A 15,286-nucleotide genomic window follows, 5' to 3' on the forward strand; every position below is an offset into this window, starting at 1 on the left:
ATTCGGTCTGTCGTGCCGCCCGGACTGGTGAGCCGGGCGGTGTAGGTGCCCGCGACGGGATCGCGTGACCTCCAGCGGGTACGGCGTGAACTGGAACCCACCTCGACTACGCCGACGCCCTCGGCTTCACCGCCACCCGCGAGGGCCAGCGTTGGCGGGTTGTTTGCTGAGGGGTCACTGAGACGTTGCCGGAGTCGCGTGGGATGAGATCTCATGCGACGCCTGCTGGTGCTCACCGGGCTTACGGTCATGTTGTTCCTGACCGGTGCCTCGTCTGCTTCGGCGCACGTCATCGCGTCGACCGGTTACTCGAGCGTCCACCAAGAGGGCAATCGGGTGACCTGGCTGCTCAGCCTCGAGTACGACGTACTCTCGCGCGCCGTCGCCCTGAGCGGACCAGCGACCGACGACGGGCAACGATCGCAGGCTCTGGACACCGCGAAGGACGAGATCGGCGAGTACCTGCACGACCGCGTGATCGTCTCGGTCGACGGTGCGGCGTGTGAGCCCGTGCTCGAGACGACCGCGGTCGGCGAACGCGCCACCAAGGCGTACGCCGACCTGGGCCTCATCTTCGAATGTCCCGGCTCGACCGGCGCCTTCAGGCTGAGGTACGACGTGTTCGCGACCGGCGAAGCCGTCGCCGACGACCACACCAACCTGGCCGAGTACAGCTTCGTGGACGGATCCGGCCGGACCGTGTTCGACCGGTCGCACCAGGACTTCACTGTCGGCGACAACACCTTGGCCAGTTCCAGCCTGCAGTTCGGGAAGATGGGCGTCGAGCACATCCTGCTCGGCCTCGATCATGTTCTGTTCGTGGTCGCGCTGATCCTCGGTGCTGCGAACCTGCGCAGCCTGGTGCAGGTGATTTCGATGTTCACCGTGGCGCACAGCGTCACCCTTCTTTCCACCTTGCTGGGCGGTCTGTCGGTGCCGGCGGTGATCGTCGAGCCGCTGATCGCGCTGTCGATCGCTTTCGTCGCGGTGGAGAATCTGCTCGGCTCCACGCGCCACCGGCTCCCGGTGGTGTTCGGTTTCGGTCTTCTGCACGGCCTGGGCTTCGCTGGGTCGCTGCGGATCACCGATCAGGTCAGTCCTGAACTCCTCGCGTCCTTGCTGAGCTTCAACGTCGGCATCGAGGTCGGCCAGGCGCTCCTGCTCCTGGCCGTGTTCCCACTGGTCCTGCTGATCCGCCGGACCCGCGTCGCGGTTCCGGTAGTCCGCTCGGCGACCGGGGTCGTCGCCGTCTTCGGCCTTTACTGGTTCGTAGAAAGGTTCCTTCTCGCATGATTCGCCTGACCCGCTCGTCTCGCGATCAGACAACCAAGTGGCACAAACTCCTGTACGGCGTGACCGGCGGCCTGGCCGTGCTGGTGATCGCCGTACCGCTCACCGGCGTCGTCGCGGACGCCGTCGACGGGCCGAGCGCCACCATCACCGGCACGGTCTTCGAGGACCGGGACGGCGACAACCGGATCGACTCCGGTGAGGCCGGCCTCGCCGGCGTCGCCGTGTCCGACGGTCAGCAGATCGTCACCACTGACGCGCAAGGCCGCTACACCTTCACCACGGACGTCGAGCGCCGCGACGTCGATCTGGTCTTCGTCACCCAGCCGGCCGGGTACGACGTCGGTACCGATGCCAACATGACGCCCGGGTTCTTCCGCAACCTCGGGCAGCTCGTCGACGGCGACACCAGGGAAGCCGACTTCGGCCTGCGCAAGAACAAGTTGTCGGCGAGCGGCGGGTTCACGTTCGGCAACGTCGCCGACCCGCACGTGAACGCCCAGCTGCCGGAGCAGATCACCGAGATCAACTCGACCAAGCAGGATCTCGCCTTCATCCAGGTCAGCGGTGACCTGACGAACAATGCGACCGACGCGGAGTTCGAGACCTACAAGCGCGGGACCGCGAACTCGAAGGTTCCCGTGTGGCCGGCCGTCGGCAACCACGAGTACTCGGCGGGTGCGACGTACGCGATCCGGATCAACAACTACCGCAAGCACGTAGGCCCGGAGTGGTACTCGTTCGACTACAGCGACCGGCACTTCCTGGTCCTCGAGAACAACGGCGCCGCACCGTTCGCCGAGCAGCTGGAGTGGGTGAAGGCCGACCTGGCGAAGAACATGAAGCCGGGCAAGCACCTCGTCGTACTGACGCATCAGCCGATGAACGTTCCGTTCGGTTCGCCGTCGGTGTACGACGAGTACGGCAAGGTGCTCGAGCAGTACGGCGCCGAGCTGATCCTGGTCGGCCACGAGCACTCCAACGATGTGGAACCGAACAGCGACTTCGCCGGCACCGCGAAGCACATCCAGACGGTGTCGAGTTCGTACACGATCGACAACGCGCCGCGCGGGTTCCGGTTCGTGCACATGAACAACAAGACCTTCGACAACCCGTTCCGGATCTACGGCGCGGAGAAGGACCTGACCGTCGTCTCGCCGGCACCGGGCACCACGATCCCGCTCGACCGGTTCCCCGGCATCCAGGTGAATGCCTACGACACCACCGATCAGCCGGTTCGGGGCCGCTACAAGCTCGACAACACCGACTGGCGCCCGCTGCAGTCGACCGGCGAGTTCACCTGGTACGCCGACCTGCCGCGGGGAGTCCGTACCGGCAAGCATCGGATCGTCGTGGAAGCCGCCGACAAGAACGGCGCGATCTGGACGCGGACGTCGGACTTCACCTTCACCGGTGAGAAGGCCATCCAGCCGGTCGCCGGTGCGGACTGGTCGCAGCACCACGGCGACGCCATGCACAGTGGCGTCGCGACCGACGCGATCGCGGCGGGACAGCGCCTGGCCTGGTCGTACCGCACCAGGGGCACCTTCGTCACCGGCTCGCCGGTGATCGTCAACGGCGTCGTGTACGCCGGCACCCGCGACGAGAACGGCGATGGCAACAGCGCCGTACACGCCGTCTCGCTGGCGACCGGTAAGAAGCTGTGGAGCTACAGCGTGCCGTCATCGGTCCATGGCAGCGTCGCGGTCTCGGACGGTCTCGTCTACGTGCCGACGTTGCGCGGCTCGCTGTTCGCGGTGGACGCCAAGACCGGCCAGCTGAAGTGGCGGAACGATCCCGGGCCTGCGCCGGAAGGCAATAACCAGCGCACCTACGGCTACTACGGTGTGACTGTTGCCGATGGCAAGGTGCTGTTCCCCTACCAGACCCGCTTCGGTGAAGCGGCCACCGGTCTGCTGCTGGCCCTGGACGCGAAGACCGGTCAGCGGGTGTGGGCGTCGCCGATGGCCGGCAACACGATGAGCGACGGTACGCCGGCGGTCGCGGACGGCCGCGTGTACGTCGGCAACCAGGACGGCAGCGTCGTGATTGCCTACGACCTGAAGACCGGCGCCAAGCTCTGGCAGGGCACCGACACGCTCGGCGGCTGGCAGGACGGCGTCCCGTCCGCTGCTGACGGCAAGGTCTACATCGGCTCGAACAACGGCATCGTCGCCCGGGACGGTGCGACCGGTGCGGTGCTGTGGTCGTACACCAGTTCGCACCCGTCACTGGTGAGCAGCGGCGCGACCCCGTCCGCGGCGGCGATCAAGGGCAACACGGTCTACATGTCCTTCCCGAGCGGCGCGGTCACAGCGCTGAACGCGACGACGGGTGCGGTGATCTGGGACCAGCTGCTGCCGGGTTCGCAGTACCGGGGTGGCTCTTTCACCTCGCCGGCGCTGACCGGGACAACCCTGTTCGTCGGCGCCAACAGTGGCGGCTTCTACGCGCTGGACGCGTGGACCGGCCAGCCGCTGTGGTCGCAGGACATCGGTACCTGGGTGTCGGCCGGTCCGGCGGTCAGCGGCAATACCGTGGTCGCGGGTGCGTTCGATGGCAACCTGTACGCGTTCACTCCGGGTGGTTCGGTCGCCAAGCCCTGGCCGCTGGTGTCCGGCAAGGTCACCAACAAGACCACCGGCGCGGCGGTCGCGAATGGCACCGTGCTGGTCGTGCAGGACGGTACGGCGGTCGGCCGCACGACGACCGATGCTGCCGGCAACTACCAGGTCGGGCTCTCGAAGGGTGCGGGCACCTACACCGTGCAGGTTGCCCGGCTCGGGTACGCAACCGCGTCGAAGGGGATCGCGGCCGGAGACAGTGGGACCTACCAGGCGGATCTGGAGGTGTCGCCGGTCAACGTCGACGCGAGCATCGGCAAGCGGCTGCCGAGTGGGCTGGTCGAGGGCGGCGTCGGCGACATCGTGATCGAGAACAAGCACCTGGCGATGGCGATCGCGAAGGTGTTCCAGGACTCGCAAATGACACCGTCCACTCCCGGCAAGGTCATCGACATGGCGATCACCGGACAGCCGGACCAGCTGGACTGGATCAACCTGCCGTACGTCAGCACCACCGAGCCGACCGGAGGCAGCGCCTGGCAACAGTTGCAGGTACGGTCGACCGACGTACGGATCGTCGAGAACACCGGCGAGAAGGCGGTCGTCCAGGCCACCGGAACCTCGGCGGAGAACCCGAACCTCAAGGTGGTCACGACGTACACCGCGACCGCGGACGAGCAGTTCGTCACCGCGGCCACGACCTTCACCAACGCGACCGGTGCGCCGCTGACGGTGTGGGCCGGCGACGCGCTCGACCACGACGGCGCGGGCTCTCGCTCGGCTGTCTCGGGCAACGCTCCCGTCACCAGTGGCGGCCCGTTCGCCCAGACCCCGGACGCCAAACGCTGGATAGGCCAGTCCGGAACGGGCGCCGACAACCAGACCTACGGCCTCGTCTACGACACGGCGAGCGGTCCCTTCACTGGGTACTCGCAGTCGATCTGGACCATGTCGAAGTTCAAGCTCGACCTCCCGGCCGACGGCTCCCACACCATCACCCGCCGGATCGTCGCAGCCTCGAACGGCGGAGCAACCGACAAGTTCGCCGTACTGAACCCGTTCGCTTTCTGAGCTGAACCCGACGGCACACCCGGCGCGCACCAGCCGCCGGGTGTGCCAACTCTTGGACGATCGCTGAGAACCGGTGGACCAAAGTGTTGGATTGAGAGCAGTCTGCTCTCGAACGGAGATCCGCCGTGAACGATGATCCGAACGACGAACAGGCAGGATCCGCCGGCCGCGTGGAGTTCAGAGGTCGAGGTCGGCGTAGATGGCGGCATGGTCCGAGGCGGCGTGAACGTCGGCGGTGAGGGTTTGGTAGATGGGCCAGGGGTTCTTGGTTCTTGGGCCATGCCAGACGCCTTGCCGGAAGATCGCGCCGCCGGATGCCCGGGCGAACAGCGCGGGTGACAGGAGCAGGTAGTCGATCTTGTCCTTCTCGTTGCCGCTGCCGAAGGTGCCCTTGCGCGGCCCGAAATCGAAGGCAGGGTGGGTACTGATGTCGCGTAGATCTGTCCCGTCGATGAGTGGCTCGAGCGCGGTACTGACGGGATCGTCGTTGAAGTCGCCGAGGACCGCGATCAAGTCGTTGCCTGCGGCCCGCAGACCGTCATAGATCTCGGCGACTCGGACCGCTTGCCGGCCGCGTCGTTTTCGTCCCAACTGATCGCCCGGCGTGCTGTAGCCCTTGGACTTGAAATGGTTGACCAGCACGACCAGCGACTGGCCGCCGGGTGTCGTGAACTGGTACTCGCAACAGTCCCGGCTGAAGACAACTCCCTCGGCGTCGGTGTCGAACACATGGCTGCGGATCGCTTCCAACGGATAGTCGGCCCGGGCAAGAACGCCTACGTCGATGCCGCGATCGTCGTTGCCGTCGATCAGCATGACCTGCTCGTAAGGTTTGCCCCCGACCTTGGTCAGCAGCGCCTCGGAGAACAGCTTCAGCAGCGGACGGTTGTCGGCCTCGACCACGCCCAGCAGATCGGCGTTGACGTCGCGCATGACCATCGCCGTGTGCTGCATGGCCAGCTCGTCGACCTCCTCGGTCTTCAGTTCGATCCAGCCGATCCAGGACGCGCGACCCGTCGCGACCACTTGCACCGGACCGGACCGCGGTCGGCGCAGCAGCTGGCCACGGATCTTGCGCAACCGGACGAACTCACTGTCGTCTGACCGCTGCAGACCCAAGATCTCCAGCAGGGCCAGTATCCGAGCCTTCATGGCGTCGGTGTACACCGGCTCCTCAAGCAGCGCGTTGAGCTCTGCCTGGGCCGCCAGTACCGGCTTCCCCGCCGTCCACGATTCCTGATTGAGCACCTTGGCACGTGCGAACAGGTTCTCGACATTGAACGATGCAATGCGCATGACACATCCCCCTCGACCTCGCCGCGACTTGGCGGATCGACCGTCCCCTACGCCAGTCGACCTCACGCACCATCGAACGCGGCAGAACACCTGTCATGCTTACGCACTCAACGCCACGTATCAACAGCTCGTCACACAGCGATGCTGACTCGCAAACAGAGGGAGTGAGGCTCCCCAGCTGTGATCGCTCCGGCCCAGGCGAGGAGAACAGGGGCTTCGCGCCGGACCCAACCCCGGGCGCCAGGACGAGACCCGGCTTTCGAGCTTGGCTGCACTCGGCCTGGCCGTGTGCTGCCCGGCGCGAAGCGTTCTGTACTGCGGTCGTTCTACCGACTCGCAGACAGTTGGTGGATCAGCCGTCGCCCGTGGTGGCGCGGCGGCGTCCTGCTCGGGACCCCGACGTACCGCGATGCGATGCCCGCGTCGTCTGGTCGTCGGTGACCGCTGTCTCAGGCGGGTCGGGAACTATGCGAGCCGGATGGACCGGACCCCCGCCCAGGCGACGGAACTTCCACTAGCGCTCGTCGTAGTCGTAATAGGTGTCTACCCCGCCGACAGACATAACCGACCTCCCACCCGTAGGTGCTCAATTGAGCACCAGTTGCATTGGGGTTCCCAACGGTCGCAGTCCTCAAACCTCTCGCGCGTGCGGTCACGCGCCGATTCTCCTGTCGAGCAGCAGCTTCTTGAAGTCCGTGGGTTTGGGCTGCGGGTACCGATCGACTGAGTTCGAATGTGGTACGGCAGTGTGCCATTTCGGTAAGTCCTTGTTGCGAGGCAGAAATGCTGCGCCCGCCGGCCCGAGCAGGCCGCCCCCTACAGCTTTGTTGCCGTCGTCGTCGTACGGCGGATGAGGCGCGGCGCCTCGTGACGACAGTAATGCTCCTGAAAGGAGTCGTCACATGTCGCCAACGACAGATCATCGGATGAACGCAGAGAGCCCGCCGGCGGCAGGTGTGGCCGACACCGCCCGGGACCGGGCCGGGCAGCTGAAGGAGACGTCGGCCGACACTGCTCGCGAGGTCGCGGGTACGGCCAAGGAGAAGGTGTCGGACGTGACGTCGGACGTCCGTGCGGAGACCCGGCGGCTGGCGAGCCAGACGCGACAGGAACTTACCGGGCAAGCGCGTCAGCAGAAAGACCGTGCCGCCACCGGCCTTCGTTCGGTGAGCGACGAACTGCGCGGTATGGCCGAGCACGGCCAGTCGGGCCTGGGTGCCCAACTCGCACGGCAGGGCGCCGACTTCACCGATCAAGCCGCGGATTTCCTGCAGCAGCACGAACCCGCCGACCTGCTGGACGAGGTTCGCTCGTATGCGCGGCGCAGGCCCGGCACATTCCTGCTGGTCGCCGCGGCGGCCGGCGTCGTCGCCGGACGCCTGACCCGAGCCCTGGCCTCGGGCGGTCCTGACGAGCCGAACAACACAGTGATGCCGGTCAACTCAGTGACGCCGATGAGTACGCCGGTCACGCCGCGGCCAGGACCGGAGCAGTGAGATGACTGTCGACGGATCGCCACCCGGCAGCAGTCCGCAACGGATGTCGATGGACGAGTCGGTCGGCGAGCTGGTTTCCCAGCTGACCACCGACCTGGGTCAGCTGACGCGCCAGGAACTCGCGCTGGCGAAGGCTGAACTGCAGGCGGAGGCGAAGAAGGCAGGCAAGGGCGCGGGCATGCTGGGCGGCGCGGCCATCGCCGGCTGGATGGTCGCCCTCTTCGGTTCGCTCACGGTGATGTGGGCTCTGGACAAGGCAATGGATCTCATCTGGGCAGCGCTCATCGTCGCGGCCGTCTGGGCGGTCGTTGCCGCCGTACTGGCGGTGGTGGGACGCAAGGAGCTCCAAGAGGTGCACCCGAAACCCGACCAGACGGTCGAATCACTCAAGGAGGACGCGAAATGGCTGAAGACCCGGAAGAGCTGAAGCGGGAGATCGAGCAAACCCGGCGCAGCGTAGGTCGCGACGTTGATGCCCTGACGGAGAAGGTCAGCCCCAGCCGCGTCGTCGGCCGGCGCCTCGACCGGGCTCGTGGTGGGGCCCGTCGGCTGAAGGATCACGTGATGGGTTCGGCGGGGTCGGTGAGCGAGACCGCCGGTTCGGCGATGTCGACCGTGCAGGACGCAGGCAGCAAGATCGGTGAGGCGGTGGATTCGGCACCAGACATGGCGCGGGCGCGAACTCGCGGTACGCCGCTGGCCGCCGGACTGATCGCCTTCACGGCCGGGTGGGTCGTCGCCGCGGCGCTGCCTGCGTCGACGCGGGAGCGCGAGCTGGCCCAAGACACCAAGGACAAAGCGATGGAGGCCGCCGGTCCGGTGAAGGAGCAGGCCGCACAGATGGCGCAAGAGGTGAAGGACAACCTCCAGGAGCCTGCGCAACAGGCTGTGCAGAACGTCAAACAGTCAGCGTCAGAGGCAGCCACCGATGTGGCGGACGAGGGCCGTTCCGCCGCTCGACACGTCGCGGACGATGCCAAGGACTCGGCCGACAACGGCCGGCAGGCGGGTTTCTCGAGCTCATGACCGACGAACGACGACCGGCCGTTCCGGGTGTGGATGCCGAGAAGCCGACGCAGATCCCGGCGACCGGCTGGTGGCAGGTGATCCGGCGGGCCTGGGCCGAGGCCAAGGCCGACCAGGTTCCGCTGCTTGCGGCCGGCGTCGCGTTCTTCGGCTTCCTGTCACTGTTCCCGGCCGTCGTCGCCGGTGTGCTGGCCTATGGGCTGGTTGCGGATCCCGCGCAGATCCGCAACCAGGTCGAGGATCTGACGGCCGCCATGCCGGCGTCAGGGCGCGAGCTGCTGCTCCAGCAGCTCGACGCTCTGACCTCGGCGCCGCGGCAAGGATTGGGTATCGGCGTCGCGATCGCCGTGATCGCCGCCCTGTGGAGCGCGTCGGGCGGCATGGGACATCTGCTGACCGCGGTCGATCTCGCGTACGACGAGGAGGAGACGCGCGGGTTCGTCCGCCGCAAGCTCCTGGCGCTGGGCATGACGCTGGGCGCGATCGTCTTCGTCCTGCTCGCGATCGCGCTGTTCGCGGCGGGCGCGGCGATCGGGACCGGTGTCGCGACACCGGTCCGGATCCTGCTCGAAGTGGCGCGGCTGGTGCTCGCCGTCGTACTGATCTCGGTGGCGCTTGCTGTGACCTATCGGCTGGGGCCGGATCGCGACGCGCCACGCATCCGGTGGGTGTCGATCGGCGCCGCCGTCGCGACCATCATCTGGCTGATCGCGTCGATCGGATTCTCGGTCTATGTCGAGACGTTCGGCAACTACGCCAAGACCTACGGCAGCCTGGCCGCGGCCGTGGTCCTGATGCTGTGGCTTTGGCTGACCGCGTACGCCGTACTGCTCGGGGCCGAGATCAACGCGGAAGCCGAGCAGCAGACCGCGCGCGACACCACCACCGGCGAGCCGCGCCCCCTCGGCCGGCGAAACGCCGTCAAGGCGGACTCCATCCCGAAGTAGCTGTGATTTCGGCGTGCGGAGGCGACGGATTCGGGTACCGGGAGTCGTGAACGACGACAGGCTCTTGGCCATGGCGCAGCGTCTGATGACGACGCTGACTCCGGGCGACCTCGACCACACGCTCAGTCGCATCACGGCGGCGGCGGTCGAGGCGCTGCCGGAGACCGATTACGCGAGTATCACGATCCTGCACGCCGACGGCCGGTTGGAGACGGTCGCGCCGACGAACGACGTGTTGTGGGGCGTCGATGCGGCGCAGTACGAGCTGCGCGAAGGCCCGTGCTACGAAGCGGCCGCGGATGAGGTGCACGTCGCGTCGCCCGATCTTGCCCGGGACGAACGCTTTCCGCGGTACGCCGTGAGCGCGGTGGCCGCCGGTCTCCGCGCGCAGGCCGGGATCCGGCTCTTCGACGCTCCCAAGTCCCGAGGGGCTCTCAACCTGTACTCCGAGAACGTCGGTGCCTTCAGCGATCTGGGTGCGCTCGGCGAACTGTTCCGGCACCAGGCCGCGATGGCGATCGACTACGCCCGCGAGATCCAGAATCTGCGCGAAGCGGTCCGGACCCGCACCATGATCGGTACGGCGGTCGGCATCGTGATGGAGCGCTACCACCTGACCGACGACCGCGCTTTCGCCTTCCTCACCCGCCTGTCCCAGGACGGCAACATCAAACTCCGAGAGATCGCCCGCCGCCTGATCGCCGCCACCCACGGATGATTCGCACCGTCCTCACCGAGCGCCGCCCACGCTGCAGAGGACGCTTCACGCTGAGGTGGTTCGTTGGCGAGAATGCCGGAATGGATCTCCATCTGCACCTGGGCGAGGAGGGCGGGCTGGTCGAGCAGATCTACGCACAGCTGTACGAGCGAATCAGCACCGACGCCTTGCCCGCAGGAACGGTGCTGCCGTCCTCTCGTGACCTCGCCGCCCGGTTGTCGGTGTCGCGGGCGACGGTGGTCGCGGCGTATGAGCGGCTCGCCGCGCACGGGCTCATCCGCTCGCGCGCCGGAATCGGAACGATCGTCACCGACCGGCGCAGCCACGCTACGGCAGCGCTGGCCGCGTCCCCGCTCCGGCCGCGGCCGATCTGGGCCGCCGAGCAGCTCGCAGTTCCGGATCTCGCCGGACCGGAACCCGAATTCGACTTCGCGCCCGGCATCCCCGGGCGCACCCAGTTCCCGTTCGCACGGTGGAGAGCGCTGCTCAACGATCAACTGCGCCTGCGTACCGAGGTCAACTACGCCGACCCGGCGGGCTCGGCCCGGCTGCGTGACGTGCTCGCGCGGCATCTCGTGGTGAGTCGCGGTGTCCGGATCGCGCCTGAGCAGCTCGTGATTACGAGTGGTGCGCAGCAGGCGTTCGACATCGCCGCGCGCGTTCTGCTCGAACCGGGCGACACGGTGGCAGTCGAGGATCCCGGTTACCTGCCGGCCTACCGAGGATTCCTCGCGCACGGAGCCCGCGTCGTCGGGGTGCCCGTCGACAATGAGGGTCTGGTTGTCGACCAACTCCCGGCTGAGGCACGGATGGTCTACGTGACGCCGTCGCACCAGTTTCCGCTCGGCATGCCGATGTCCGAGTCGCGCCGTACCGCGCTACTCGCGTGGGCTGCCCGGCACGACGCGGCGATCGTCGAGGACGACTACGACTCGGAGTTTCGCTTCACCGGACGTCCGCTCACACCGCTGCAGGCGACCGACAGTGAGGGCCGCGTCCTGTACGTCGGGTCGTTCTCCAAGACGCTGCTGCCGGCTTTGCGGGTCGGGTTTCTCGGCGTTCCGGCGACGTTGGGTGAAGCCGCGCGCCGCGCGAAGCTCGTCGCCGACTACGGCACCGCCGGCCACCTGCAGGCCGCGCTCGCAGCCTTCATCGAGGAGGGCGGCCTGGCTCGCCACATCCGGCGGATGCGGCGGGCGTACGAGCGTCGGCATCACTTGCTGATCGGCACGCTGCGCGAGCACTTCGCCGGCATTCTCGAGCCGATCGAGTCCATCGGCGGGACGCATATGGCCGCGCTGCTCACGCCCGGACAACCGGATGACACGATCCTCGCCGCGCGCGCTCTCGCGGCGGGCGTGAGCGTTGGCACGATCTCGCGCTGGGGGATCGACCGCTCCGGCCCGAACGGCTTCGTCTTCGGGTACGGCGCCATCGCGTCCGACCGGATCCCGGACGGACTCGCCGCGCTGCGCCGCGTTATCTGATCGAGACCGGACTGGCGCAGAACACCTCGAATCGGCCGTGCCACCGGCTCGGCGCCGTTCCTAAGCTGCCGCGGACACCCATCAACAGGAGGTCCGATGAGATCCCTGCGCATCGCCGCGTTCGCGATCGCCGCTGCCTGTGCCGTCGTCAGCACGTCCCTGGCCAACGCGTCGCCCCGCTGCCAGCAGATCGACGCGACGATCTACGACAAGGTCGTCACGGAGGGCTGCCCGCCCCCGGCCCAGGCCTGCGTCATCGGCACCGTCCGCGGCAAACACGGCTTCGACGCGAACACCGTGTTCGTGCTCGGCTCCCGTGCCGATCCGCCGTCGACATCACCCGGCTATCGCGCAGTCAGCGGCACGATCACGTACACCTTCAAGGACGGGGCGACGCTCACGGCCCTCGAGACCAGCATCGGCAACATCGACACCACCACCGGCCTCGGCCACGCCGGCGGCACCCAGGAGTTCACCGGCGGCACCGGCCGTTACGAAGGCGCAACCGGCTTCACCTACCTCAACCAACACTTCGAGACCGACCACTTCGTCACCCGAATCCAAGGCGAAGCCTGCCGCGCAAAGAGCTGACCGATGGCAGTCGACGGGGCCTGGCTGGTGCTGCAGGAAGGCGAGCTGCTCGCTGACTCAGAAACGGAGAAATCTATGCCGCAGACGCAACTTGACCCCTCGCACGTAATGCAGGTGGGTATGGGGTTCTGGCCGTCGAAGACGCTCCTCTCGGCGGTTGAGCTCGAACTCTTCACAGAGCTCAGCGACGACGCGATGACCGCCGAGGCGATCCGCGACGCGCTTGGACTTCATTCGCGCGGGATTCACGACTTCCTCGACGCGCTCGTCGCGCTCGGGTTCCTCGAACGCGACGCGGAAGGAAGCGAAGGCCGCTACTCCAACACCGCGGAGACCGCGGCCTTCCTCGACAAACGAAGCCCCACGTACATGGGCGGCATCCTTGAGATGTCAAATGCACGGCTCTACGGCTTTTGGGGCGACCTGACGGAGGCGCTCAAGACGGGCAAGCCGCAGAACGAGGTGAAGCACACTGGCAAGCCGATGTTCGAGGAGCTCTACAGCGACGAGGCGCGACTCGAGCAGTTCATGGACGGGATGACGGGCATCTCGCTCGGCAACTTCCACGCGCTCGCCGAGACGTTCGACTTTTCACGCTATGAGACCGTCTGCGACGTAGGCGGCGCAACCGGGCAGCTGTGCGCCGTGCTCGCCGGCCACCACCCACACCTGCGCTTGACATCTTTCGACCTTCCGGTCGTAGCGCCGATCGCCGAGCGGTCGGTCGCTGCAGCCGGCCTGGACGACCGCATCAGCGTCGCCTCCGGCGACTTCTTTGCCGACCCGCTGCCGAAGGCGGATGTCATCACGATGGGCATGATCCTCCACGACTGGAACCTCGAGCGGAAACTGCACCTGATCCGGGCGGCCTATGAGGCGCTCCCCGACGGCGGCGCCTACATAGTCATCGAGAACCTGATCGATGACGCCCGGCGCGAGAACGCATTCGGACTGATGATGTCGCTCAACATGCTGATCGAGTTCGGTGATGCGTTCGACTTCACGTGCGCCGATTTCGCCGGGTGGTGCCGCGAGGCAGGTTTCCGCGACGTCGAGGTTCTGCCCCTCGCCGGTCCCGCGAGCGCAGCGGTCGCCTACAAGTAGTGCAGTCGGCTACTCAGCGCTGGAGAGGCGGCCGTTCAGCAGGAACACTTACCCATGACGACTCGGCGAGCGATAGGAGCTTTCGTGGCACAGTTCGACTACGTCATCGTCGGCGCGGGCTCGGCAGGATGTGTCCTTGCCAACCGCCTTTCCGCAGACCCTGGTACCAGCGTGCTGTTGGTCGAGGCTGGTGACCAAGACACCAGCCCGCTCATTGCGATGCCCAGGGGATTCGGGCAGTTGCTGGGTGACCCGAACAGCGCGTGGCACTTCCCGACCCGTCCGTTCGGACCGACACAGCAGGTCGAGCACTGGGTGCGGGGCAAGACGCTCGGCGGGTCCAGCGCGGTCAACGGCATGATCTACAACCGCGGTCAGCGCCCGGACTGGGACGAGATCGAGCTCCTCGGCAACCCGGGCTGGGGTTGGGACTCCATGCTCCCGGTCTTCAAGACCATTGAGGACAACCCGCTCGGGGCTTCCGACGTACGCGGCGAGGGCGGCCCGCTGCGGGTCTCGACTGTCGGCGGCGACGACCCACTCCTCGAAGACGTCATCGCCGCCGGTACCGAGCTCGGCTGGCGGCGGACGCACGATCTCAACGAAGCCGATGGGGAGCGGATCGGCTACGCGACGGCGACGATTCGCGACGGCGTGCGGGTGACCGCGGCGGGCGCGTTCCTCCATCCGGTCCTGGACCGTCCCAACCTGACTGTGCTGGTGCAGCTGATCGTCGACCAGGTGGTGATCCAGGGCGGCCGGGCAGTCGGTGTGCGCGGGCGGCAGAACGGGCAGGCCGTCGAGGCAGTCGCCAATCGTGAGGTCATTCTCGCCGCCGGCGCCCTTGCCACGCCCAAGATCCTGCAGCTCTCCGGCCTCGGGCCCGCTGACAAGCTGCGGTCCGCCGGCGTCCAGATCGTCGTGGACAGTCCGAATGTCGGTGGCCGGATGCGCGAGCACCGTGTGTTCGTGCTGCAGTTCCGGCTCGCGGAAGAGCTCGGCTACAACAGGTTCCTCAGCACCCCGGAAGGCCAAGCGGAGGCGATGGAGCGGTACCAGACGAGCCGGACCGGAGTGATGGCGGCGCCGTCGTTCGACATCGCCGGGTTCTTCAAGAGCCGGCCGGAGCTCGACCGGCCCGACGCCCAGTTCCAGATCGCGCCGTTCTCGATGCTGCCGCTCGAACCTGGCCAGCCTCTGCAGATTGAGCACGAGCCCGGGATGATGTGCATCGGCTACATGCTGCGCCCGGACAGCGAGGGCCACGTCCACATCACCTCGGCGGATCCCGACGCACCGCTGGACATCGACGCCAACTACCTCGCCACGGAGCATGACCGTGCGGCGTCGGTGCACGTGTTCCGCGGCCTGCGTCGCCTGTTCGCCACCGGGCCGCTCGCGAAGCGGGTCGAGCATGAGACCGTTCCCGGGCCGGACGTGCAGAGCGACCAGCAGATCGTCGACGCCGGGCTGGTCGCGGGCACCCCGGGCTACCACGCGGTCAGGACCTGCGCGATGGGGCCGAACGACGACGACGTGGTCGACACGCGGCTGCGGGTTCGCGGCGTGACGAACCTGCGTGTCGTGGACGCCTCCGTGCTGCCGATCATGGTGTCCGGCAACCTCGGTGGACCGGTCTCGGCGCTGGCGTGGCGGGCGGCCGATTTCATCCTCGAGGACGCCTGATACGCCGTTC

The 15,286-nt window shown here is 67.3% G+C and carries 12 protein-coding genes; 11 read left to right on the forward strand and 1 reads right to left on the reverse strand.

All coding sequences use genetic code 11. The features are described 5' to 3' along the window. Positions 1-213: 213 nt before the first annotated feature. Positions 214-1,293, forward strand: coding sequence for a HupE/UreJ family protein (locus tag EV649_RS21640; protein WP_130385375.1), 1,080 nt, complete (start codon positions 214-216; stop codon positions 1,291-1,293). Then, entirely contained in the window at positions 1,290-4,925 is a 3,636-nt protein-coding gene (locus EV649_RS21645) for a PQQ-binding-like beta-propeller repeat protein (RefSeq protein ID WP_130385376.1), read from the forward strand. Before EV649_RS21640 ends, EV649_RS21645 begins: the two co-directional genes overlap by 4 nt. Positions 4,926-5,102: 177 nt before the next feature. On the opposite strand, the gene EV649_RS21650 is transcribed toward EV649_RS21645, so the two are convergent. After that, on the reverse strand, positions 5,103-6,221 hold the full coding sequence (locus tag EV649_RS21650; RefSeq protein ID WP_130385377.1) for an endonuclease/exonuclease/phosphatase family protein: 1,119 nt from the start codon (positions 6,219-6,221) through the stop codon (positions 5,103-5,105). Positions 6,222-7,147: 926 nt separating this feature from the next. Between EV649_RS21650 and EV649_RS21655 the strand changes: the two genes are divergently transcribed. The 9 genes from EV649_RS21655 to EV649_RS21695 all read left to right on the forward strand — a co-directional run bounded on the left by EV649_RS21655 (position 7,148) and on the right by EV649_RS21695 (position 15,276). Further along, the gene (locus EV649_RS21655) at positions 7,148-7,717 is read left to right on the forward strand and encodes a hypothetical protein (RefSeq protein WP_130385378.1); all 570 of its coding nucleotides are present in this window, start codon (positions 7,148-7,150) and stop codon (positions 7,715-7,717) included. A 1-nt stretch (position 7,718) separates the two neighbouring features. Continuing rightward, on the forward strand, positions 7,719-8,144 hold the full coding sequence (locus tag EV649_RS21660) for a phage holin family protein (RefSeq protein WP_198682620.1): 426 nt from the start codon (positions 7,719-7,721) through the stop codon (positions 8,142-8,144). Continuing rightward, on the forward strand, positions 8,120-8,743 hold the full coding sequence (locus EV649_RS21665) for a DUF3618 domain-containing protein (RefSeq protein WP_130385379.1): 624 nt from the start codon (positions 8,120-8,122) through the stop codon (positions 8,741-8,743). The genes EV649_RS21660 and EV649_RS21665 overlap by 25 nt, the downstream gene beginning before the upstream one ends. Beyond that, on the forward strand, positions 8,740-9,690 hold the full coding sequence (locus EV649_RS21670; protein ID WP_130385380.1) for a YihY/virulence factor BrkB family protein: 951 nt from the start codon (positions 8,740-8,742) through the stop codon (positions 9,688-9,690). Before EV649_RS21665 ends, EV649_RS21670 begins: the two co-directional genes overlap by 4 nt. A gap of 70 nt (positions 9,691-9,760) precedes the next feature. Next, the gene (locus tag EV649_RS21675; RefSeq protein ID WP_130385381.1) at positions 9,761-10,408 is read left to right on the forward strand and encodes a GAF and ANTAR domain-containing protein; all 648 of its coding nucleotides are present in this window, start codon (positions 9,761-9,763) and stop codon (positions 10,406-10,408) included. Positions 10,409-10,488: 80 nt separating this feature from the next. After that, a complete protein-coding gene (locus tag EV649_RS21680) occupies positions 10,489-11,895 on the forward strand; it encodes a PLP-dependent aminotransferase family protein (RefSeq protein WP_130385382.1) in 1,407 nt (468 codons plus the stop codon). A gap of 96 nt (positions 11,896-11,991) precedes the next feature. Beyond that, positions 11,992-12,486, forward strand: a complete 495-nt coding sequence (locus EV649_RS21685; RefSeq protein WP_130385383.1) for a hypothetical protein — start codon at positions 11,992-11,994, stop codon at positions 12,484-12,486. A gap of 3 nt (positions 12,487-12,489) precedes the next feature. Next, positions 12,490-13,590 carry a methyltransferase gene (locus EV649_RS21690; protein ID WP_198682621.1) on the forward strand — a complete coding sequence of 367 codons (1,101 nt, stop codon included), beginning with the start codon at positions 12,490-12,492 and terminating at the stop codon, positions 13,588-13,590. An 84-nt stretch (positions 13,591-13,674) separates the two neighbouring features. Further along, a complete protein-coding gene (locus tag EV649_RS21695; RefSeq protein WP_130385384.1) occupies positions 13,675-15,276 on the forward strand; it encodes a GMC family oxidoreductase N-terminal domain-containing protein in 1,602 nt (533 codons plus the stop codon). Positions 15,277-15,286: the final 10 nt, after the last annotated feature.

This window comes from Kribbella sp. VKM Ac-2569, from assembly GCF_004216905.1.
Lineage (GTDB): Bacteria > Actinomycetota > Actinomycetes > Propionibacteriales > Kribbellaceae > Kribbella.

Excerpts from the sequence above, each read along its gene's own strand:
- EV649_RS21655 (WP_130385378.1), top strand. The coding sequence starts at position 7,148 with ATGAACGCAGAGAGCCCGCCGGCGGCAGGTGTGGCCGACACCGCCCGG.
- EV649_RS21690 (WP_198682621.1), top strand. The coding sequence starts at position 12,490 with ATGGCAGTCGACGGGGCCTGGCTGGTGCTGCAGGAAGGCGAGCTGCTC.
- EV649_RS21675 (WP_130385381.1), top strand. The coding sequence starts at position 9,761 with ATGGCGCAGCGTCTGATGACGACGCTGACTCCGGGCGACCTCGACCAC.
- EV649_RS21680 (WP_130385382.1), top strand. The coding sequence starts at position 10,489 with ATGGATCTCCATCTGCACCTGGGCGAGGAGGGCGGGCTGGTCGAGCAG.
- EV649_RS21645 (WP_130385376.1), top strand. The coding sequence starts at position 1,290 with ATGATTCGCCTGACCCGCTCGTCTCGCGATCAGACAACCAAGTGGCAC.
- EV649_RS21640 (WP_130385375.1), top strand. The coding sequence starts at position 214 with ATGCGACGCCTGCTGGTGCTCACCGGGCTTACGGTCATGTTGTTCCTG.
- EV649_RS21670 (WP_130385380.1), top strand. The coding sequence starts at position 8,740 with ATGACCGACGAACGACGACCGGCCGTTCCGGGTGTGGATGCCGAGAAG.
- EV649_RS21685 (WP_130385383.1), top strand. The coding sequence starts at position 11,992 with ATGAGATCCCTGCGCATCGCCGCGTTCGCGATCGCCGCTGCCTGTGCC.
- EV649_RS21650 (WP_130385377.1), bottom strand. The coding sequence starts at position 6,221 with ATGCGCATTGCATCGTTCAATGTCGAGAACCTGTTCGCACGTGCCAAG.
- EV649_RS21665 (WP_130385379.1), top strand. The coding sequence starts at position 8,120 with ATGGCTGAAGACCCGGAAGAGCTGAAGCGGGAGATCGAGCAAACCCGG.
- EV649_RS21660 (WP_198682620.1), top strand. The coding sequence starts at position 7,719 with ATGACTGTCGACGGATCGCCACCCGGCAGCAGTCCGCAACGGATGTCG.